Below are 19,220 nucleotides of genomic sequence, written 5' to 3'. Positions count from 1 at the left end.
GGGAGTCGGCGTCACTTGTTGATGCAGGTGTTGCCGAAGGCGGGGTTCAGCAGCCCGATCACGGAGATCGTGTTGCCGCAGACGTTCACCGGGACGTGCACGGGAACCTGGATCACGTTGCCGGAGACGACACCCGGGGAACCCACGGCAGCGCCCTGGGCACCCGAGTCGGCGACGGCCAGGCCCGCACCCGCGAGAACCAGACCACCAGTGGCAGCCGCAGCAGCGACGACCTTCTTGAGCATTATTCCTCCTTGTTGGCAATGCGATTCCAAGTAGCGGATCGCATGAGATGTAACGAGGAGGGAGTAATGGAGCTACGAGCTTATCGTCGCATTCACTCTTTTCAGTCGACCTCGTACAGCCGCCCGATTACCTGAAGCCAGGGCTTCACGTCCCGTGCGGCTTCACGACGCGTCGATGAAACGGTCGAGGACGCGGACGCCGAACTGCAGCCCGTCCACCGGCACCCGCTCGTCCACGCCGTGGAACATGCCCGCGAAGTCCAGCTCCGGCGGCAGCTTGAGCGGCGCGAAGCCGAAGCCGCGGATGCCGAGGTCGTCGAAGGACTTGGCGTCGGTGCCGCCGGAGAGCATGTAGGGGATCGCCTTGGCGGTCGGGTCCTCGGCGAGCAGCGAGGACTGCATGGCCTCCACCAGAGCCCCGTCGAAGCTGGTCTCCAGGGCCTTGTCGGAGTGCACGTCCGAGCGGACCACGTTCGGGCCGAGGATCCGGTCGAGGTCGGCGAGGAACTCCTCCTCGTGACCGGGCAGGAAGCGGCCGTCCACGTGGGCGGTGGCCTCGCCGGGGATGACGTTGACCTTGTACCCGGCGTTCAGCTGGGTCGGGTTGGCGGTGTTGCTGAGGGTCGCGCCGATCAGCTTGGCGATGCCGCCGAGCCGGGCCAGCGTCGACTCCATGTCCTCGGGGTCCAGCTCGGTGCCGAGCGCGTCGCCCAGCTCGTCGAGGAAGGCCCGGGTGGTCTTGGTGACCCGGACCGGGAACCTGTGCCGGCCGAGCCGGGCGACGGCCTCGGACAGCTCGGTGATCGCGTTGTCGCGGTGGATCATCGAGCCGTGCCCGGCGGTGCCGGCCACCTTCAGCTTCATCCAGTGCATGCCCTTCTCGGCCGTCTGGATGAGGTAGAGCCGGCGCTGCTCGTTCACCGTGAAGGAGAACCCGCCGACCTCGCTGATCGCCTCGGTGACGCCCTCGAAGAGGTCCGGGTGGTTGTCGACCAGGTGCCGGGCGCCCCAGGTGCCGCCGGCCTCCTCGTCGGCGAGGAAGGCCAGCACGATGTCCCGGGGCGGCTTGCGGCCGCTGCGCAGCCGGTCCCGGACGACCGCCAGGGTCATCGCGTCCATGTCCTTCATGTCGACGGCGCCCCGCCCCCACACGCAGCCGTCCGCGATCTCGCCGGAGAACGGGTGGTGGGTCCAGTCGTCGGCGTTGGCCGGTACGACGTCGAGGTGGCCGTGGATGAGGAGGGCGGGCCTGGTCGGGTCCGCGCCCTCGATGCGGGCCACCGTCGAGGCGCGGCCCGGGTGGGACTCGAAGATCTTCGGCTCCAGGCCGACCTCGGCGAGCTTCTCGGCGACCCACTCGGCGGCCTTGCGCTCACCGGGGCCGGAGTGGTCACCGTAGTTGCTGGTGTCGAACCGGATCAGCTCGCGGCAGAGGTCCACGACCTCGTCCTCGCCGGTGACGCCCCTGGCCGTGTCCGTCTCGCTCACGCTGCTTCCTTCCGCTGTCACTCCCGGCCGGTCCCCGCCATCCTCTCTCCCTTCCCGCTCGGAGCCCAAGGCCGGTCCCGGCCCGTCACACGCCGTTCACGCCCGCGGGTCCCGGAACGGGGTGTGATCGGCCACCCCCGAAAGCCTGGTAGTGTTTCCTCCGTCGCCGCGAGGGAAACCCGCACGGAACACTTCGCACGACAGACACCTTGTCCGGGTGGCGGAATGGCAGACGCGCTAGCTTGAGGTGCTAGTGCCCTTTATCGGGCGTGGGGGTTCAAGTCCCCCCTCGGACACCATTAAGAAACCCCTGCTGAGCAGGGGTTTCTTGGTTTTGAGGGGTCTTTGGAGCGGAGCGCGGGCGACCACCTCGCGGTGGGCGCCGCTGTCTCAGCCGAGGCCGTCCAGGCCGCCTATTCGGCCGTCACTCAGGGCGACGGCGGAGGTGAAGGCACGGAGCGTGGCGCGGTCCAGCAGGAGCGCGGGCCCGTCGGGCCGCTTGCTGTCGCGGACGGCGACCGTAGCCTCGTCGACGATCCCGCATTCCACGCAGTCGGACTGTGATGCGGACGCCGAGGACTTCCACCAGGTCACCGGCAGAGTCGACGCGTCGTCAACGTGCTTCATTCGCTATTCGTTCTTCCTTATCTGGGTGATCAGTTCCACCGACGCCTCGACGGACTCGGCGGCAGACGTGAGGCGTTGCCACGCGGCCCGGTGCGTGGAGACCCGATCACGTTCCTCGATGTACAGGGCGGAGGTCAGCCCTTCCTGGTGGACGACGTCCAGGTCCGTGTGCGGACCGAAGCCCAGGATGCTGAAGGTGCCGGTGAGCCCGGCGTGCAGGGGCGCGTCCGATCTCAACACCTGGATGTTGATGTTCGGGCGCCGCCCCATCGTAAGCAGGCGCCCCAACTGGTCGTACATCAGGGCGGGATCCTCGGTGGTGGAGCGCAGGGCCTGTTCGGAGATGATCGCCCAGAGCGCCAGCGGGTCGCTGTCCCGGGTGAGGACGGCCTGGCGTGCCAGCCGTACCTCGACGAGCGCGTCGACCCGTGCCTCGACCGCCTCGGACATGGCGGTCGCCCGGATGATCTCGCGGGCGTACTCGGCGGTCTGGAGCAGTCCGGGGACCATGCCCAGCTGCCAGGTGGAGACCGTCTCGGCCTCCGCCTCCAGGCTGATCAGGTCCTCGTACACCGGGGTGAGGACACCCCGGTACGAGTGCCACCAGCCGCGCCGGCCGCCTTCCTTGGTGAGCGTGATCAGGGCCGCGCGCAGTTCGTCGCTGACGTCACGGCCGAGTTCGCCGTACAGGTGGAGCAGCGCCTCGATGTCCGCTGCCTTGGGGGCGGTCTTGCCGGTCTCCATCCGGGACAGCTTGGAGGAGACGAAGGCGCCCTCGGAGTGCTCGGCGACCTCGTCGAGGGTGAGTTCGCCGCGCAGTTCGCGCAACTTCGCACCGAGCCGTCGCCGGCGCACCGTGGGCGTGCTCACGGGTTCCCCCTTCTGTCCGGTGAACTGCCCGACAGTCTGCCCGTGCCGCCCCGACCCCCGCCACCGACTGGCGACTTGTGCCGCAAGTCTCTCAACGCGATGCGCAATATTTCACATCTCGCGGGACGTATTGCGATCGACTGTGTCGTGAAGGCACCATGAATCCGGGAAATACGACAGTGACCGCACTCGCATGGCGAACCACTGTGCCTGCGTTGGGACATGCCCGTGAGGGGATGCACATGATCGAACGCCAGCGGAGCACCACGACCGAACCCCGCCCCCCGCACGTCGCCCCGCCGCCGGTCCTGTTACTGGCCAGCGAACCTCAGTCGGCCAAAGCCGCCCGGCTGTTCGTGAGCGACTTCATCGCGCACCACACCCCCGACGCCTCCCGCGACCACATCGACGCGGTCGCCCTGGTCACCTGCGAGCTGGTCACCAACTCCCTGCGCTACGAGACCGACCCGGACGACCCGGTCCGTCTCCTCATCGACACCGACGGCTCCCGGACCCGGGTCGAGGTGCACGACCCACTGGGCCGCCATCCCCGGCTGCGGCCCATCTCGGTCGAACGGGACCGCGGGCGCGGCCTGCTGATCCTCGACGCACTGTGCTCGGGCCGCTGGGGTGTGGGCAACCTGCCCTGGGGCAAGTCCATCTGGGCCGAGGTCAGCGCCGCGTGACGTCCGGCGCCCTGTGACGTTTCCTCCGCCCCCCACGGCGACGGCCGGTTCCGCGGCGTTCTCTCCCCCTCCTCGCCGCAGGGCCGGCCGTCGCCGTACCGACCGTCGGACACGTGGAGTTGGCCCGCCTCACGCTGTGTGTCCCATCTCTCGTCGTGCGCGGAGAGTCCCAGGTCAGGAGTTGCTTAAGATTCAAGGGACTGCCCCGAACGGCCGTCTCCGGGTGGCCGCGGGACGAACGGGAACCTAGCGTCGTACTAATATTTCCGGCTTGTTACCCAGCCGGAGCCGGACAACCCCAGGCAGACCTGCGGGCCCGCCGGCGCCCCGGAGGTTCCGGGAACGAGACGCGAGGACCGGATGGCAGCGATTGACGAGAGCAGTGCTCTCGGCCTGCTCGACGAAGAGATCCGCGAGGAGTTCGGGAACACGGCACGGTTCTCGGCCGGGGCGGCGGCATCGCCGCGCACGCTCGTGGACGTGTTCGAAGCAACGGTACGGGCCCATCCCGACGAGCCCGCGCTGGACGACGGCACCGCTCAGCTCACCTACCGCGCGCTCGCCACGGAGGTGGCGCGGCTGCGGGGGCGGCTCGCCGAGGCCGGGATCGGGCTCGGGGACCGCGTGGGCGTGCGGGTGCCGTCCGGAACCAACGATCTGTACGTCGCCGTTCTCGGCGTGCTCGCGGCCGGCGCCGCCTACGTCCCGGTGGACGCCGAGGACCCGGACGAGCGGGCCGCACTGGTGTTCGGCGAGGCGGAGGTGGCGGCCGTCCTCGGCGAGGGGCTGCACATCGACGTGCGCCGCGAGTCCGGGCGGCCCTCCGGCCGCCCCGGCGACGGGCACGACGCCTGGATCATCTTCACCTCGGGGTCCACCGGCAAGCCCAAGGGCGTCGCCGTCACCCACCGCAGCGCCGCCGCCTTCGTGGACGCCGAGGCCGCGCTGTTCCTCAACGAGGAGCCGATCGGGCCCGGCGACCGGGTCATGGCGGGCCTCTCGGTGGCCTTCGACGCCTCCTGCGAGGAGATGTGGCTCGCCTGGCGCTACGGCGCCTGCCTGGTGCCCGTGCCCCGCTCCCAGGTCCGCTCCGGCGCCGACCTCGGGCCCTGGCTGGTCGAGCAGGAGATCACCGTCGTCTCGACCGTGCCCACCCTGGCCGCCCTCTGGGAGCCCGAGACCCTCAACGACGTCCGCCTCCTCATCTTCGGCGGCGAGGCCTGCCCGCCCGAGCTGGCCCAGCGCCTGGTCACCGAGGGCCGCGAGGTCTGGAACACCTACGGCCCCACCGAGGCCACCGTCGTCGCCTGCGCGGCCCTGATGACCGGCGAGGAGCCGATCCGCATCGGGCTGCCGCTGAACGGCTGGGAGCTGGCCGTCGTCGACGACGCGGGCGTGCCCGTGGCCATGGGCGAGAGCGGCCAGCTGGTGATCGGCGGGGTCGGCCTGGCCCGGTACCTGGACGCCGAGAAGGACGCGGAGAAGTACGCGCCCCTGGAGTCGCTGGGCTGGGAGCGGGCGTACCGCAGCGGTGACCTGGTGCGCGCCGACCGCGAGGGGCTGGTCTTCCTCGGGCGCGCCGACGAGCAGATCAAGCTCGGCGGGCGCCGGATCGAGCTGGGCGAGGTCGACGCGGCCCTGCAGGCGCTCCCCGGCGTCGCGGGCGCGGCGGCGGCCGTGCGGACCGCGCGCGGCGGCAACCAGCTGCTGGTCGGCTACGTCGTCACCCAGGACGGCTGGGACCACGCGGCCGCCGTCGAGAAGCTGCGCGCCGAGCTGCCCGCGGCCCTGGTGCCGCTCCTCGCGCCCGTCGCCGAGCTGCCCACCCGCACCTCCGGCAAGGTCGACCGCAACGCCCTGCCCTGGCCCCTGGAGGGCCTGGAGACCGGCGGTCCGGCCGAGCAGCTGTACGGCACCGAGGCCTGGCTCGCCGAGCAGTGGACCGAGGTCCTCGGCATCCCGGTGAGCAGCGCCGCCGACGACTTCTTCGCGATCGGCGGCGGCAGTCTGTCCGCCGCCCAGCTCACCACCCGGCTGCGCACCCGCTACCCGAGCGCGGCCGTCCTCGACATCTACCAGCAGCCCGTGCTGCGCAAGCTGGCCCGCCGGCTGGAAGAGTCCGTGCAGGACGACGGCGCCGAGCGCACCATCGCGCCGGTGCCGCGCAGGGCCCAGTTCGTACAGGTGCTGCTCCTGCTCCCCCTGTTCACCCTCCTCGGGCTGCGCTGGACGGTGGTCCTCGCCGCGCTCGGCAACGTGCTGGGCGGCTACGGCCGGCTGCCGGCCGCGCCCTGGTGGCTGGTCGGCCTCGGGGCCCTGGTGCTGTTCACCCCGCCCGGCCGGATCGCGGTCGCGGCCGGTGGCGCGCGGCTGCTGCTGCGCGGCGTGAAGCCCGGCACCCATCCGCGCGGCGGCTCCGTCCACCTGCGGCTGTGGGCGGCGGAGCGGCTGGCCGAGTTCGCCGGGGCGACCACGCTGACCGGGTCCTGGCTCGAGCGGTACGCGCGGGCGCTGGGCGCCAAGATCGGTCCCGAGGTGGACCTGCACTCGCTGCCGCCGGTCACCGGCCTGCTCAGGATCGGGCGGGGCGCGGCCGTGGAGTCCGAGGTGGACCTGTCCGGCTCCTGGCTGGACGGCGACCGGCTGGTGATCGGCCAGGTCAGGATCGGCGCCCACGCGGTCGTCGGGACGCGCAGCATGCTCTTCCCGGGCGCCCGCGTCGGCAAGCGCGCCGAGGTGGCCCCCGGGTCGGCGGTCACCGGGCAGATCCCGACCGGCCAGCGCTGGGCCGGCGCCCCCGCGGTCAAGCTGGGCAAGGCCAAGCGGAACTGGCCCAAGCACCGGCCGCAGCGCGGCACCCACTGGCGGGTGATGTACGGCCTCACCGGGCTCGGGCTCAGCGCGCTCCCGGTGCTTTCCGGTGCCGCGGCGCTGCTGGTCGCCGGGCGGTTCGTGGCCCCCGGCGACGGCCTGGCCGAGGCCCTGCGGGGCGCGGCGGTCGCACTGGTCCCGGCCACCCTGGCCTTCGGGCTGGCGTACGCCCTGCTGATCCTGGTCTCCGTGCGGCTGCTGAGCCTGGGCCTGCGCACCGGCACCTACCCGACGCACAGCAGGACCGGCTGGCAGGCGTGGACGGTGTCGCAGTTGATGGACCGCTCCCGCGAGACGCTGTTCCCGCTGTACGCCGGGCTGGTCACGCCGGTGTGGCTGAGGCTGCTCGGGATGCGGATCGGGCGCGGTGCGGAGGTGTCGACCGTGCTCGCGCTGCCGAGTCTGACGACGGTCGGCGAGGGCGCGTTCCTGGCCGACGACACGCTGACCGCGCCGTACGAGCTCGGCGGCGGGTACGTGCGGATCGGGCGTGCGGAGATCGGGCGGCGGGCGTTCCTCGGGAACTCCGGGATGACCGCGCCGGGCCGCAGCGTGCCGGAGGGCGGGCTGGTGGGCGTGCTGTCGGCGACGCCGAAGAAGGCCAAGAAGGGCACCTCGTACCTGGGGCTGCCGCCGGTGAAGCTGCCGCGCAGCGCGGCCGACGGCGACCAGAGCCGGACGTACGAGCCGCCGGTCCGGCTGCTGTGGGCGCGGGCGCTGGTGGAGACGTGCCGGATCGTGCCGGTGCTGTGCTCGGTGGCGCTGGCGGGGCTGACGGTAGCCGCGCTGTGCGCGCTGGGTGCCTGGGCGCCGCTCCTTTCGGGACCGGTGCTGCTCGGTGCCGGTGCCGTCGCCGGTCTGGTCTCGGTCCTTGCCAAGTGGGCGCTGGTCGGGCGGCACCGCAGCGGGGAGCACCCGCTGTGGAGCTCGTTCGTGTGGCGCAACGAGCTGGCGGACACGTTCGTGGAGGTGCTCGCGGTGCCGTGGCTGGCCGGCTCGGTGCCGGGTACCCCGGTGCTGACGGCCTGGCTGCGCGGCCTGGGCGCCCGCATCGGCAGGGGCGTCTGGGTGGAGAGCTACTGGCTGCCGGAGACGGATCTGGTCACACTGGAGGACGCGGCCACCGTGAACCGCGGCTGTGTCCTGCAGACTCACCTCTTCCACGACCGGATCTTGCGGACGGATACTGTGGTTCTCCGTGAGGGCGCCACCCTGGGCCCTGGCGGGATCGTGCTGCCCGGCAGCACGATCGGGGCCCGCACCACCCTGGGTCCCGCGTCGCTCGTCATGGCGGCGGAGTCGGTCCCCGACGACACCCGCTGGCTCGGCAACCCGATCGAGGCATGGCGTCCCTGAGCGCGGGCCGTCCGGTGGTGGCCGCGGGCATCGGTGCACCGAGGGACGGTTCGAGCACAGCGCAGGGAGCGAACGCGGAAGTGGCAGTGCAGCAGTCGGCGGGTCCGGACCCGTACTTCCCGGACAACGGCGATCCCCGGTACCGGGTGCATCGCTATGAGCTCACGCTGGACTACCGGCCGGGACCCAACCGCCTGGCCGGGACGGCCCGGATCAACGCGATCGCGGGCCGGGCCGCGCTGCCCGAGTTCCAGCTGAACCTGGCCGACTTCAAGATCGGCCGGATCCGGGTGGACGGCCGCCAGCCGCACTGGACGCACCGCGGCGGCCGGCTGCGGATCAAGCCCGCGAAGCCGCTGCGTGCCGGGGCCGCCTTCACCGTGGAGATCCACTGGTCCGGCAACCCCAGGCCGGTGAACAGCCCCTGGGGCGGGATCGGCTGGGAGGAGCTGACGGACGGCGCGCTGGTGGCCAGCCAGCCGGTCGGCGCGCCCTCCTGGTTCCCGTGCAACGACCGGCCGGCCGACAAGGCGTCCTACCTGCTCTCGGTCACCTGCCCGTCGGCGTACTCGGTGGTGGCCGGCGGCCGGCTGCTGACCCGCACCACGAAGGCGTCCACGACGACCTGGGTGTACGAGCAGGCGGCGCCGACGTCGAGCTACCTGGTGAGCCTCGCGATCGGCAAGTTCCAGACGGTGCTGCTCGGCGACCCGGGCTTCGGCGGGGTCCCGATGCACGGGCACATACCGGCGCAGCTGCTCCCGGAGTTCTCGCGGGACTTCGCGCGGCAGCCCGCCATGATGGACCTGTTCCAGCGGCTGTTCGGGCCGTACCCCTTCGACGAGTACGCCGTGGTCGTCGCCGACGAGGAGTTCGATGTCCCCGTCGAGGCCCAGGGATTGTCGTTGTTCGGCGCCAACCACGTGGACGGGGCGCGGGGTTCGGAGCGGCTGGTGGCGCACGAACTCGCCCATCAGTGGTTCGGCAACAGCGTGTCCATCGCCGACTGGCGGCACATCTGGCTGAACGAGGGGCTCGCCAAGTACGCGGAGTGGCTCTGGTCGGAGCGGTCCGGGGGCCGCAGCGCGCAGCAACTGGCCGCCCTCGCGCACCGGATGCTCTCCGGGCTGCCGCAGGACATCCGGATCGCGGCCCCGGGCAAGAAGGCGATGTTCGACGACCGGCTCTACGAGCGCGGCGGGGTCACCGTGCATGCGGTCCGCTGCGCGCTCGGCGACGAGCGGTTCTTCCACATGCTGCGGGCGTGGGCGGGGCTGCACCGAGGCGGGTCGGTGACGACCGCGATGTTCACGGCGCACGTCAACCGGTTCGCGGACGAGCCGCTGGACGGCCTCCTCGACGCCTGGGTGCACCGCACCGCGCTGCCCGCGCTCCCCACGCTGGCCCTCCCGGCCCGCCCGGCCCAGCCGCCCACCAACGCCGAGTCGGCGTAGGGGGCCGGCCCGTGACACCGAAGCGCCCCCGGCAGCAGCCCGCCGCCTGTCCGTGCGGTCTGCCGGAGACGTACGAGAACTGCTGCGGCCGGTTCCACCGCGGTGAGGCGGCGGCACCCACCGCCGAGGCGCTGATGCGCTCGCGCTACAGCGCCTTCGTCAGGCGGGACGAGCCGTACCTGCTGCGCACCTGGCATCCCCGGACCCGCCCGGCCCGGCTCGACCTGGACCCCGGGATGCGGTGGACGGGTCTGGAGATCCTGGCGACGACCGACGGCTCCGCCTTCCACGCCACCGGCACCGTGACCTTCCGCGCCTCGTTCCGGAACGGCTCGCTGCTGGAGCGCAGCCGGTTCGAGCGGGTCGAGGGGGCCTGGGTGTATCTGGACGGGGAGTTCCCGGAGCGGTAGGGCTGCGGCAGCGCTACGGCGCGAGGATGTCCAGTTCCTGGAGGGCGCCCGCGGTGATCTCGCGGGTCAGCTGTTCCGCGCGCGGGGCGTCGCCCTCGCGGACCGCCTCCGCGAGCTGGACGTGGAGGGTGACGGCGGCCGGGTCGGGGTCCTCGAACATGACCTCGTGCTCGGTACGGCCCGCGAGGACCTCGGCCACGACGTCGCCGAGGCGGGCGAACATCTCGTTGCCCGACGCCGCCAGGATCACCCGGTGGAAGGCCACGTCGTGGAAGAGGTAGTCCGCCAGCCTGTGGCCGCGCGAGTGGGCCACCATGCCGAGGGCGCACTCGGTGAGTTCGGCGCACTGCTCGGCCGTGGCGTGCCGGGCCGCCAGGCCCGCCGCCACCGGCTCGATCGCCGAGCGCAGCACGGTGAGCGAGCGCAGCTGGTGCGGGCGGTCGGCGCCGGCCAGGCGCCAGCGGATCACCTGCGGGTCGTAGACGTTCCACTCGGCCTTCGGGCGGACGGTCACGCCCACCCGGCGGCGGGACTCGACCAGGTGCATGGACTCGAGGACCCGGACCGCCTCGCGCATCACGGAGCGTGAGACCTCGAAGCGCTGGGCCAGTTCGTCGGTGCGCAGGACGCTGCCCGGCGGGTACTCGCCCGCGGTGATGGCGGGGCCCAGGGCGTCCAGTACTCGGCCGTGCAGGCCCCGGCCCGGTGTGCTCATGCACTCAGCGTACCGAGTGGATCACCGAGCCAAAAAGTCAGACTTATATGTCACAGACTCTTGAATTCGTCGTACCTAATGGGTTTCAGTGAGGCCGACACCGGATGTCGTAGCCGGTGCCGCTCGTCGAGGAAGGACAGCGAGGCAGTGATGCGGACCCCTCACGTCGTCGTGGTGATGGGCGTCGCCGGCACGGGCAAGACCACGATCGGTCCCCTGCTCGCCGCCCGGCTCGGCGTCCCGTACGCCGAGGGCGACGACTTCCACCCACCGGCCAACATCGCGAAGATGTCGGCCGGACACCCGCTCGACGACGCCGACCGGTGGCCGTGGCTGGACGCCATCGGCGCCTGGGCGCACGGCCGGGCGGGACTCGGCGGGGTGGTCAGCAGCTCCGCGCTGAAGCGGTCGTACCGCGACCGGCTCCGCGCGGCGGCCCCCGGCATCGTGTTCCTGCACCTGTCCGGCGACCGGCAGCTCATCGAGGACCGGATGTCGCACCGGCAGGGTCACTTCATGCCGACCGCGCTGCTCGACTCCCAGTTCGCCACGCTCCAGCCGCTGGAGCCGGACGAGGCCGGTGTCGCCGTGGAGGTCTCCGGCACCCCCGAGGAGATCACGGCACGGGCCGTGCGCGCGCTCGAGGCACTGCCCGACCTCACCCCGCAGTAAATCCCCCCTGCTCCCCCGTCACTCACTACAAGGAACCCCCGTGACCAGACTCAGCGTCGAGATGCTGGCAGCGGACACCGTCGCGCCCATCACCTCGGCCGGACACGCCCGGCTCGGCATCGCCGTCCTGCTGGGCTTCGCCGTCATCGTCCTGCTCATCACCAAGTTCAAGCTCCACGCCTTCCTGGCGCTGACCCTCGGCTCGCTCGCGCTCGGCGCGTTCGCCGGGGCGCCGCTCGACAAGGTCGTCACCAGCTTCACCACCGGGCTCGGCGCCACCGTCGCCGGCGTGGGTGTCCTGATCGCGCTCGGGGCGATCCTGGGCAAGCTGCTGGCCGACTCCGGCGGTGCCGACCAGATCGTCGACACGATCCTCGCCAGGGCCGGCGGCCGGGCGATGCCCTGGGCGATGGTGCTGATCGCCTCCGTGGTCGGGCTGCCGCTGTTCTTCGAGGTCGGCATCGTGCTGCTCATCCCGGTGGTCCTGATGGTCGCCAGGCGCGGCCACTACTCCCTGATGCGCATCGGCATCCCCGCCCTCGCGGGACTGTCCGTGATGCACGGCCTGGTGCCCCCGCACCCCGGCCCGCTGGTCGCGATCGACGCGGTCCACGCGAACCTGGGCGTCACCCTGGCCCTCGGTGTCCTGGTCGCGATACCGACCGTGATCATCGCCGGCCCGCTGTTCTCGAAGGTCGCCGCCCGCTGGGTGGACGTGCAGGCCCCCGACCGGATGCTCCCGCAGCGCCCGTCCGAGGAACTGGAGAACCGCCCCGGCTTCGGCGCCACCCTCGCCACCGTCCTGCTGCCGGTCGCCCTGATGCTGTCCAAGGCGCTGGTGGACATCGTCGTCGACGACCCGGCGGACACCGTCCAGCGCGTCTTCGACGTCGTCGGCTCCCCGCTGATCGCGCTGCTCGCGGCCGTTCTCGTCGGCATGTTCACGCTGGGCCGGCCGGCCGGGTTCTCGCGGGAGCGGCTCTCGCAGACCGTCGAGAAGGGGCTCATGCCCATCGCGGGCATCCTCCTCATCGTCGGCGCGGGCGGTGGCTTCAAGCAGACCCTGATCGACTGCGGTGCCGGCCAGATGATCCTGGACATCTCCAAGGACTGGTCGATCCCGGCCCTGCTGCTGGCCTGGCTGATCGCTGTGGCGATCCGTCTCGCGACCGGCTCCGCGACGGTCGCCACGGTCTCCGCGGCGGGGCTGGTGGCCCCGCTGGCAGCCGACATGTCGACGGCCCACACCGCCCTCCTCGTCCTGGCCATCGGCGCGGGCTCGCTGTTCTTCAGCCACGTCAACGACGCCGGGTTCTGGCTGGTGAAGGAGTACTTCGGCCTGTCCGTCGGCCAGACGCTCAAGACCTGGTCGGTGATGGAGACGATCATCTCGGTGGTCGCGGGCGGGCTGGTGCTGCTGCTGTCCTTGGTGATCTAGGGGCGGTACTGGTCCGGAGTCCGGCGGTGCACGAGTCACTCGGCACCGCCGGACTCCGCCGTCCCGGCTGATCAGCGATGCGGCGGGACGAGGGGAGCGGCAGTCCTGACGGGGCGTGCCTGGCCGAGGGGCCGGCGGGCTGCGGCTACGGCCGCCACAGGCGGTGTTCGCGCTTGGCCCACTCCCTGCTCACCGTGCCCGTGCGCAGGCCCCGTCTGGCCTCCGGGTCGCCGAGGGCCATCCCGATGTGGCCGGCAAGGACGACGCCGATGGTCAGGGCGAGCCAGTCGTGGACGAAGGTGGCCGAGGTGCGCCACATCAGCGGGGCGAGGTGGGTGAACCACATCAGGAGACCCGTCGCGAGCATGACGAGGGTCGCGCCGGCGATCCAGTTCGCGTAGATCTTCTGGCCGGCGTTGAACTTCCCGGCCGGCCGGGAGGACGGGCGCTTGTCGCGGCTCAGGACGGCGGCCAGCCACAGCCTGTCGTGCGGACCGAAGCGGTTCAGGAAGCCGAGGTCCCTGCGGAAGGCGCGGGAGGCGAGGCCCAGGACGACCGGGACGGGAAGGGCGACGCCCGCGCACTCGTGGATGCGGACGACCAGTTCGCGGCGGCCGACGAGGATCGCCAGCTGCGGGACGTAGAGGCAGGCGGCCGTCGCGACGCACAGGCCCATCAGCAGTGCCGTCGTGCGGTGGATCCAGCGCTCGGCCGGAGTGAAGCGTTGCAGTCGGTCGGTGGCGGCCGGGGCCTCAGCTCGTAGGCTCATCGTCACGTCCGTTCGAGCGGCCGACCCAGGCGTCGACGTCGTAGCCCAGGTTCTCCCAGTACCCCGGTTCGACCTTGTCGGTGACCGTGATGCCGGAGAGCCACTTGGCCGACTTGTAGAAGTACATGGGAGCGACGTAGAGGCGGACCGGGCCTCCGTGGTCGTGGGTGATGGCCTTGTTCTGCATGCGCAGCGCGACCAGGACGTCCGGCCGGCGCGCCTGGTCGAGGGTGAGGCTCTCGGTGTAGGCGCCGTCGAAGCAGGTGAAGTGGATCGCCTTCGCGGTGTCCCGGACGCCGGCCAGGTCCAGCAGGTGGGAGAGGCGGACGCCCTCGAAGGGCGTGTCGGGGACCCGCCAGCCGGTCACGCACTGGACGTCCTTGACCAGCTTGGTCTGCGGCAGGGCCCGCAGGTCGGCCAGGGTGTACGTCTGCGGCTTGTCGACCAGGCCGTCGATCTTCAGCTGGTAGTTCGCGGCGGTCTTGTCCGGCACGGACCCGGTCACCGAGTAGTACCGGAAGCCGCCGCCGTTCGGGAGGAGTCCGGTCAGGCCCGTGGGGTCCTTGCCGGAGAAGGCGCCGAGGACCGTCTCGGTCATCCGTTGCAGCACCGGCGCGCTCACCAGGCCGAGCGCGCCGAGGCCGAGGGTGCCGAGGAACACCCGGCGGCCGACCGGGGCGCCCTCCTCGGTGCGCCGCGGCTCCTCGGATTGTTCAGAGTTCACGCACTCATTCGAACACCATCGGGGCGTGTCCGGCCACGGAATCCGGCGGCCGTAAGGAATCCACAACCTCTTCTCATGAAGCTCCCCTCATCCTGCCAGCGTCCGCTCCCGGGCCGCCCGGAACGCCGCACACGGGTCGCGGTCCGGGTACGACCAGGGTGCCGGGGTGGCATGGCGGCCGATCCGCTGGAAGAGGGCCGCGGACTCGGCGTACCGGCCGGCGCCGAAGGTGGCGTGGGCGAGGTGGTTGAGGTCGACGTACCGGCGGGGATGCTCCTCGATCCCCCACTCCAGCCACCAGTCGAACGCGGCGCCGAGGGCGCGCAGCGCGGACGGCTCGGCCCAGTGCCCGGCGGCGGCCGGGTCGGCGGGGGCCCGGCCGGTGGCGGCGAGCACGCGGTGGCGTTCGGTGTACGCGACGACCGGCAGGACGGCGAGCGGGGAGTCGGCCGGGGCCTCGGCCGCAGCACGCTCCGCGAAGGCGCACAGCTCGTAGGTCCCCCGGGCCTCGCTCTCCGCGATCCGGGCCGCCATCAGGTGGTGGGCGTGATGGTGCTCGGGATGGCGGCGGCGCACCTCGCCGAAGACGCGGCGCGTCTCCTCGTCGGTGCCCAGGTGACGGGCGAGCAGCAGGAGGCCGAGCCAGGGGGTGGGGTCCGCGGGGGCGAGCGCGGCGGCGCCGGCGCAGGCCTCGCGGGCCCGCTCGGGCTCCTCCTTGGCGCGCAGGGCGCGCCGGACCAGGGTCAGGGCGTACAGCGTGGCGGCGCCTGCGGAGCCGGGCTCGGCGAGCAGCCACTCGCGGGCCCAGGCGCCGGCATAGGGCTCGCCTGCGAGGACGGTCGCCCGGTGGCCGCGGCGGTCCCAGTCGTCACCCGTGTGGAGCAACAGGGAGCGGGCGGACTGCCAGCGGCCCTGGGCCAACGCGGCTCGCGCGGAGATGAGTTCGACGTCGTCGAGGGCGTCGTCGGGACAGTGCTCGCACCGGGGGTGCGCCGGCGCGCGGCTCGCACCGGGACCGTCGGCGACGGCCGGGCCGGGGCCTGCGACGGCCGGGCCTGGGCCTAAGAGGGGCGGGGTTGGGGGCACCGCGGGACTTCCTGGTTGTCGTGCTGCCATCGGCCGATCACGCACAGCAAACCCCCAGCCAAGACTTTGCGTCAAGCCGAACAGGGCTGGTACCCCGTTCAACTACCTTGCGCGAAGCGGAACTTGACGCGCGCCTGGGCCCAGTTGGCGTACGGTGACCGTGGGGCTCCGGGTTCCGGCTGTGGTGTACGCCATGGCGCGGGCCGCCCGGGCGTCGGACCATGGCCGTAGGGTCCCGCCGCCGCTCCGTCCGCCCACCGTGATCGACCCGGGCGGCGTGACCGAGTCAACCGCCCGGTTCCGGGTACTCCCGGAACAATCCCCTTCCGGGAGCGCTACAGTCGGCCACTACGCACTCCGTAACCCGGCCGCAGATCGAGGTACGCAGCGTGTCCGTTCTGGTTCTGATTCTCGCCGTGAGCGCGGCCTGTTGCCTGGGCTTCGGGTTCGTGCTCCAGCAGAACGTCGCCCAGAAGGCACCGCTCAGCGACTTCCTCTCGCCCCGGCTGCTGCTCGACCTGATGCGGGTGCCGCGCTGGCTCGGCGGTATCGGCCTGATGGTGGCCGGCATGGTCCTCGGCGCGATCGCTCTCGGCAAGGGAGAGATCTCCCTGGTCGAACCACTGCTCGCGACGAACCTGCTGTTCGCCCTCGCGCTCTCCCGGCACCAGACCAAGCACCCCCTCAGCCACCAGGGCTGGGCGGGCCTCGCCCTGCTCGCGGGCGGGGTGACCTCGTTCATCCTGGCGGGCCAGCCACGCGGCGGTGACGCGGTCACCAACCCGCTGCGCCACTGGCTGATCATCGGCGTGATGGTCGGCACGGCCCTGTTGCTCACGACCTACGCCAAGCGGTCCCGCCTGAGCGCGGGCCCCACCCTCCTCGCCCTCGCCGCCGGCCTGCTCTACGGCGTCCAGGACGCCCTGACCCGGGTCACCAGCACCCGCTTCTCCGAGGGCGGCATCATGGAGGTGCTGACCGGCTGGCAGCCGTACGGCGTGCTGGTCCTCGGGGTCACCGGGCTGATCCTCGTGCAGAGCGCGTTCGAGACGGCGGAGCTGCGCAACTCGCTGCCCGCGCTCACCGCGGCCCAGCCGCTCGCCGGGATCCTGTGCGGGGTCGGCTTCCTCGGGGACCGGCTGCGCACCGACACCGGGGCGCTGGCCTGGGAGGCGGCGGGGCTCGCGGCGATCGTGGCCGGCATCGTGCTGCTCGGGCTGCACCCCGCGATGCCGCGCGGTACGGCACCGAAGGAGCCCTCGCTGGACCTCCAGCCGCGCTGACGCCTGCGGCCCCGCCTGGTTGGATGGCGCCTGCTTGGATGGCGGCATGAGCGCTGCTGACGAAATCCTCGACATCGTCGACGAGAACGACCACGTGATCGGCACCTCCCCGCGCGGCGAGGCGTACGCCCGGGGCCTGCGCCACCGCTGCGTCTTCATCCAGGCCCGCGACGCCGCCGGCCGCGTCTTCGTCCACCGCCGCACCCCGACCAAGCTGGTCTTCCCCTCCCTCTACGACATGTTCGTCGGCGGTGTGGTCGGCGCGGGCGAGTCCTACGACGACGCGGCGCTGCGGGAGGCCGAGGAGGAGCTGGGCGTGAGCGGGCTCCCCCGGCCGACGTTCCTCTTCAAGTTCCTGTACGACGACGGCGCCGGGCAGAGCTGGTGGTCTGCGGTGTACGAGGTGCGCTGCGAGCTGCCGGTACGGCCGCAGGTGGAGGAGGTGGCGTGGCACGACTTCCTGACCGACGAGGAGCTGTCCGCCCGCCTCGGGGAGTGGGAGTGGGTGCCGGACGGGTTGGCGGCGTGGGATCGGCTGCAGGAGTGGCGGGGCTGAGCCTTCGGCCGGGTGGGCGCCGCTATGAGCTGACGTGGCTGCAGGGCCCCGTCAGGGCGCGAGGAACTGCGCGGCCAGCCCCCACGCACCCTCGGCCGAACGACCACGACGCCTCCCGGTAGGCTTGTGGCACGTGATCGAATTCGCACGGAACGTCCATTTGTGGTTCGCCCCTGAAGAGGTGAGGCAGGAGGGCACCACCCCCGACTACCGTTTCTCCCTCGCCAACGAGCGGACCTTCCTCGCCTGGCTGCGTACCGCCCTCGCCCTCATCGGCGGCGGATTCGCCGTGGACCAGTTCCTGCCCGACCTCGGCCGCGGCTGGCGCGTCGGCCTCGCCCTCGCGCTCCTCGCCGCAGGCGTCCTGTGCTCGCTGCGCGCCGTGAACCACTGGATGCGCTGCGAGCGCGCGATGCGGCGCGGCGAGGACCTCCCGGTGTCCCGGTTCCCGGCACTGCTCAGCGTGGTCATCGCGGTGGTCGCCGTCGCGATGGTCGTCGTCGTCCTCGTCGGGTGGGAGGGATGACGGCGCCGGCCCGCGACCCCGGGCTGCAGCCGGAGCGGACCCGGCTGGCCTGGCGCCGTACGACCCTGTCGGCGACCGTCGCCGCCATACTCGCGGCGAAGACCGCCCTGCACGGCGGCGCCTCGGCCCCCGGGGTCGTCGCCTGCGCCGCCTGCTGCGTGTTCTGGCTGGGCTTCCTGCTGGTCGCCCACCACCGAATCCGCGCCCTCGCGGTCACCGGCCGCCCCGCGACGCTGACGCCCCGGCAGGCGGCCGGGGCGGTGCTGTGCACCGTGGCCATCGCCCTGTGCGCCGCCGCGCTGGTCGTGTAGCCCCCTCAGTCCCGCCCCAGTCCCCCTCAGTCTTCTCCGGGCCCAGCCGGCCCCCCGTCTCAGCCTTCCTCGCCCTCCTCCGGCCAGTCCACGGTGACGACCAGCTTGCCCCGGGTCCGGCCCTCCTGGCTGCGGCGCTGCGCGTCGGCCGCGGCCTTCAGCGGAAACGTCTCGGCGACGTGGACGGTGACCGCGCCCTGCTCCGCGAGCGCGGTGAGCCGGTTCAGGTCCCCGGCATCGGGGCGCGCCCAGCAGTAGCGGCCGCCGAAGTCGAGGACGTCCGGGTCGGCGATCGAGGCCATCCGGCCCTCGGGGGCGAGCAGGTTCGCCGAGACCGTCAGGGTCTCCCCGCCGACGGTGTCGAAGACGGCGGCGACGCCCTCGGGGGCCAGCCCCCGCACGCGCTCGGCCAGGCCCGCGCCGTAGCTCACCGGCTCGCCCCCGAGGCCGCGGACGAAGTCGTGGTTGCGCTCGCTCGCCGTGCCGATGACCCGGGCGCCGAGGTGGGCCGCGATCTGCACGGCGAGCGAGCCGACACCGCCGGCCGCGGCGTGCACCAGGACCGTCTCGCCGCGCTTGACCTCCAGGGCGTGGACCAGCACCTGGTAGGCGGTGAGACCGGCCAGCGGCAGCCCGGAGGCCTGTTCGAAGGTGAGGTTGCGCGGCTTGCGGGCGAGGGTGCGCACCGGGGCGGCGACGTACTCGGCGAGCGTGCCGCGGGAGAGGAAGTCCTCGCGGACGTAGCCGATCACCTCGTCGCCGACCGCGAACTCAGTGACGGCCGGGCCCGGCTGGACGACGACGCCGGAGACGTCCCAGCCGGGGATCACCGGGAAGACGGCGTCCAGGATGCCGTGCAGGTGGCCCTCGCGGCACTTCCAGTCGACCGGGTTGACGGCCGCCGCCCGGACCTTCACCAGCACCGAGTCGGGGCCGACCTTCGGGTCCTTGACCTCGCCGTACTCCAGCACCTCGGGGCCGCCGTACCGGCTGTAACTGATGCCTTTCATGCAACCGACCCTCAGGGGTACTCGGACGCCACGCAACCGGGATGCCCGCATATGCGCCTTTTGCGTGGCAGCCTGGCCGTCGGCATCACGCCACATTGCTGACCCCTGCACCCCTGAAGGCGA

The 19,220-nt window shown here is 72.2% G+C and carries 19 protein-coding genes and 1 tRNA gene; 11 read left to right on the top strand and 9 right to left on the bottom strand.

Annotated elements, in window-relative coordinates; genetic code table 11:
- Positions 1-11 precede the first annotated feature (11 nt).
- Positions 12-245 (bottom strand): chaplin ChpH, encoded by a 234-nt coding sequence (chpH, locus tag ACZ63F_RS34025; protein ID WP_123978334.1) that lies wholly within the window; start codon positions 243-245, stop codon positions 12-14.
- 162 nt (positions 246-407) lie between these two features.
- Positions 408-1,733, bottom strand: coding sequence for a M20/M25/M40 family metallo-hydrolase (locus ACZ63F_RS34020; RefSeq protein WP_352362286.1), 1,326 nt, complete (start codon positions 1,731-1,733; stop codon positions 408-410).
- A gap of 211 nt (positions 1,734-1,944) precedes the next feature.
- Here ACZ63F_RS34020 and ACZ63F_RS34015 point away from each other — a divergent pair.
- Positions 1,945-2,032 (top strand) — tRNA-Leu (locus tag ACZ63F_RS34015).
- A gap of 91 nt (positions 2,033-2,123) precedes the next feature.
- Here ACZ63F_RS34015 and ACZ63F_RS34010 read toward each other — a convergent pair.
- Positions 2,124-2,360, bottom strand: coding sequence for a DUF397 domain-containing protein (locus ACZ63F_RS34010; RefSeq protein ID WP_352362284.1), 237 nt, complete (start codon positions 2,358-2,360; stop codon positions 2,124-2,126).
- A 3-nt stretch (positions 2,361-2,363) separates the two neighbouring features.
- Complete coding sequence (locus ACZ63F_RS34005) at positions 2,364-3,230, bottom strand: helix-turn-helix domain-containing protein (protein ID WP_352362282.1); 867 nt, start codon at positions 3,228-3,230, stop codon at positions 2,364-2,366.
- Positions 3,231-3,472: 242 nt separating this feature from the next.
- Between ACZ63F_RS34005 and ACZ63F_RS34000 the strand changes: the two genes are divergently transcribed.
- The 4 genes from ACZ63F_RS34000 to ACZ63F_RS33985 all read left to right on the top strand — a co-directional run bounded on the left by ACZ63F_RS34000 (position 3,473) and on the right by ACZ63F_RS33985 (position 10,007).
- Positions 3,473-3,916: an ATP-binding protein gene (locus tag ACZ63F_RS34000; RefSeq protein WP_352362280.1), complete on the top strand. Its 444-nt coding sequence runs from the start codon at positions 3,473-3,475 to the stop codon at positions 3,914-3,916.
- A 360-nt stretch (positions 3,917-4,276) separates the two neighbouring features.
- A complete protein-coding gene (locus tag ACZ63F_RS33995) occupies positions 4,277-8,143 on the top strand; it encodes a Pls/PosA family non-ribosomal peptide synthetase (RefSeq protein WP_469717055.1) in 3,867 nt (1,288 codons plus the stop codon).
- Positions 8,144-8,223: 80 nt separating this feature from the next.
- The gene (locus tag ACZ63F_RS33990) at positions 8,224-9,597 is read left to right on the top strand and encodes a M1 family metallopeptidase (protein WP_469717051.1); all 1,374 of its coding nucleotides are present in this window, start codon (positions 8,224-8,226) and stop codon (positions 9,595-9,597) included.
- 11 nt (positions 9,598-9,608) lie between these two features.
- Complete coding sequence (locus tag ACZ63F_RS33985; RefSeq protein ID WP_469717049.1) at positions 9,609-10,007, top strand: YchJ family protein; 399 nt, start codon at positions 9,609-9,611, stop codon at positions 10,005-10,007.
- 13 nt (positions 10,008-10,020) lie between these two features.
- Here the strand turns inward: ACZ63F_RS33985 and ACZ63F_RS33980 are convergent, their stop codons facing one another.
- Complete coding sequence (locus tag ACZ63F_RS33980) at positions 10,021-10,722, bottom strand: FadR/GntR family transcriptional regulator (RefSeq protein ID WP_351958950.1); 702 nt, start codon at positions 10,720-10,722, stop codon at positions 10,021-10,023.
- A gap of 150 nt (positions 10,723-10,872) precedes the next feature.
- Between ACZ63F_RS33980 and ACZ63F_RS33975 the strand changes: the two genes are divergently transcribed.
- Both ACZ63F_RS33975 and ACZ63F_RS33970 read left to right on the top strand, forming a co-directional pair.
- Positions 10,873-11,394 carry a gluconokinase gene (locus ACZ63F_RS33975; RefSeq protein WP_390641966.1) on the top strand — a complete coding sequence of 174 codons (522 nt, stop codon included), beginning with the start codon at positions 10,873-10,875 and terminating at the stop codon, positions 11,392-11,394.
- Between the two features lie 40 nt (positions 11,395-11,434).
- On the top strand, positions 11,435-12,832 hold the full coding sequence (locus ACZ63F_RS33970; RefSeq protein WP_469717045.1) for a GntT/GntP/DsdX family permease: 1,398 nt from the start codon (positions 11,435-11,437) through the stop codon (positions 12,830-12,832).
- A 145-nt stretch (positions 12,833-12,977) separates the two neighbouring features.
- Here the strand turns inward: ACZ63F_RS33970 and ACZ63F_RS33965 are convergent, their stop codons facing one another.
- The 3 genes from ACZ63F_RS33965 to ACZ63F_RS33955 form a co-directional block, all read right to left on the bottom strand.
- The gene (locus ACZ63F_RS33965) at positions 12,978-13,601 is read right to left on the bottom strand and encodes a cytochrome b/b6 domain-containing protein (protein ID WP_469717043.1); all 624 of its coding nucleotides are present in this window, start codon (positions 13,599-13,601) and stop codon (positions 12,978-12,980) included.
- Positions 13,585-14,325 carry a molybdopterin-dependent oxidoreductase gene (locus tag ACZ63F_RS33960; RefSeq protein WP_469717040.1) on the bottom strand — a complete coding sequence of 247 codons (741 nt, stop codon included), beginning with the start codon at positions 14,323-14,325 and terminating at the stop codon, positions 13,585-13,587. The genes ACZ63F_RS33965 and ACZ63F_RS33960 overlap by 17 nt, the downstream gene beginning before the upstream one ends.
- 87 nt (positions 14,326-14,412) lie before the next feature.
- On the bottom strand, positions 14,413-15,411 hold the full coding sequence (locus ACZ63F_RS33955; protein ID WP_469717038.1) for a hypothetical protein: 999 nt from the start codon (positions 15,409-15,411) through the stop codon (positions 14,413-14,415).
- A 389-nt stretch (positions 15,412-15,800) separates the two neighbouring features.
- Between ACZ63F_RS33955 and ACZ63F_RS33950 the strand changes: the two genes are divergently transcribed.
- From ACZ63F_RS33950 to ACZ63F_RS33935, 4 genes are all read left to right on the top strand, one after another.
- Complete coding sequence (locus tag ACZ63F_RS33950) at positions 15,801-16,694, top strand: DMT family transporter (RefSeq protein WP_351958956.1); 894 nt, start codon at positions 15,801-15,803, stop codon at positions 16,692-16,694.
- A gap of 46 nt (positions 16,695-16,740) precedes the next feature.
- On the top strand, positions 16,741-17,250 hold the full coding sequence (locus ACZ63F_RS33945; RefSeq protein WP_469717036.1) for an NUDIX hydrolase: 510 nt from the start codon (positions 16,741-16,743) through the stop codon (positions 17,248-17,250).
- 133 nt (positions 17,251-17,383) lie between these two features.
- Positions 17,384-17,776: a YidH family protein gene (locus ACZ63F_RS33940; RefSeq protein WP_469717034.1), complete on the top strand. Its 393-nt coding sequence runs from the start codon at positions 17,384-17,386 to the stop codon at positions 17,774-17,776.
- Positions 17,773-18,087, top strand: coding sequence for a DUF202 domain-containing protein (locus ACZ63F_RS33935; RefSeq protein ID WP_469717032.1), 315 nt, complete (start codon positions 17,773-17,775; stop codon positions 18,085-18,087). The genes ACZ63F_RS33940 and ACZ63F_RS33935 overlap by 4 nt, the downstream gene beginning before the upstream one ends.
- Positions 18,088-18,146: 59 nt before the next feature.
- On the opposite strand, the gene ACZ63F_RS33930 is transcribed toward ACZ63F_RS33935, so the two are convergent.
- Positions 18,147-19,097, bottom strand: coding sequence for an NADP-dependent oxidoreductase (locus tag ACZ63F_RS33930; RefSeq protein ID WP_469717030.1), 951 nt, complete (start codon positions 19,095-19,097; stop codon positions 18,147-18,149).
- Positions 19,098-19,220: the final 123 nt, after the last annotated feature.

The organism is Streptomyces sp. NPDC104761 (genome assembly GCF_055583445.1).
This window is presented reverse-complemented; position numbering and strand designations above follow the sequence as displayed.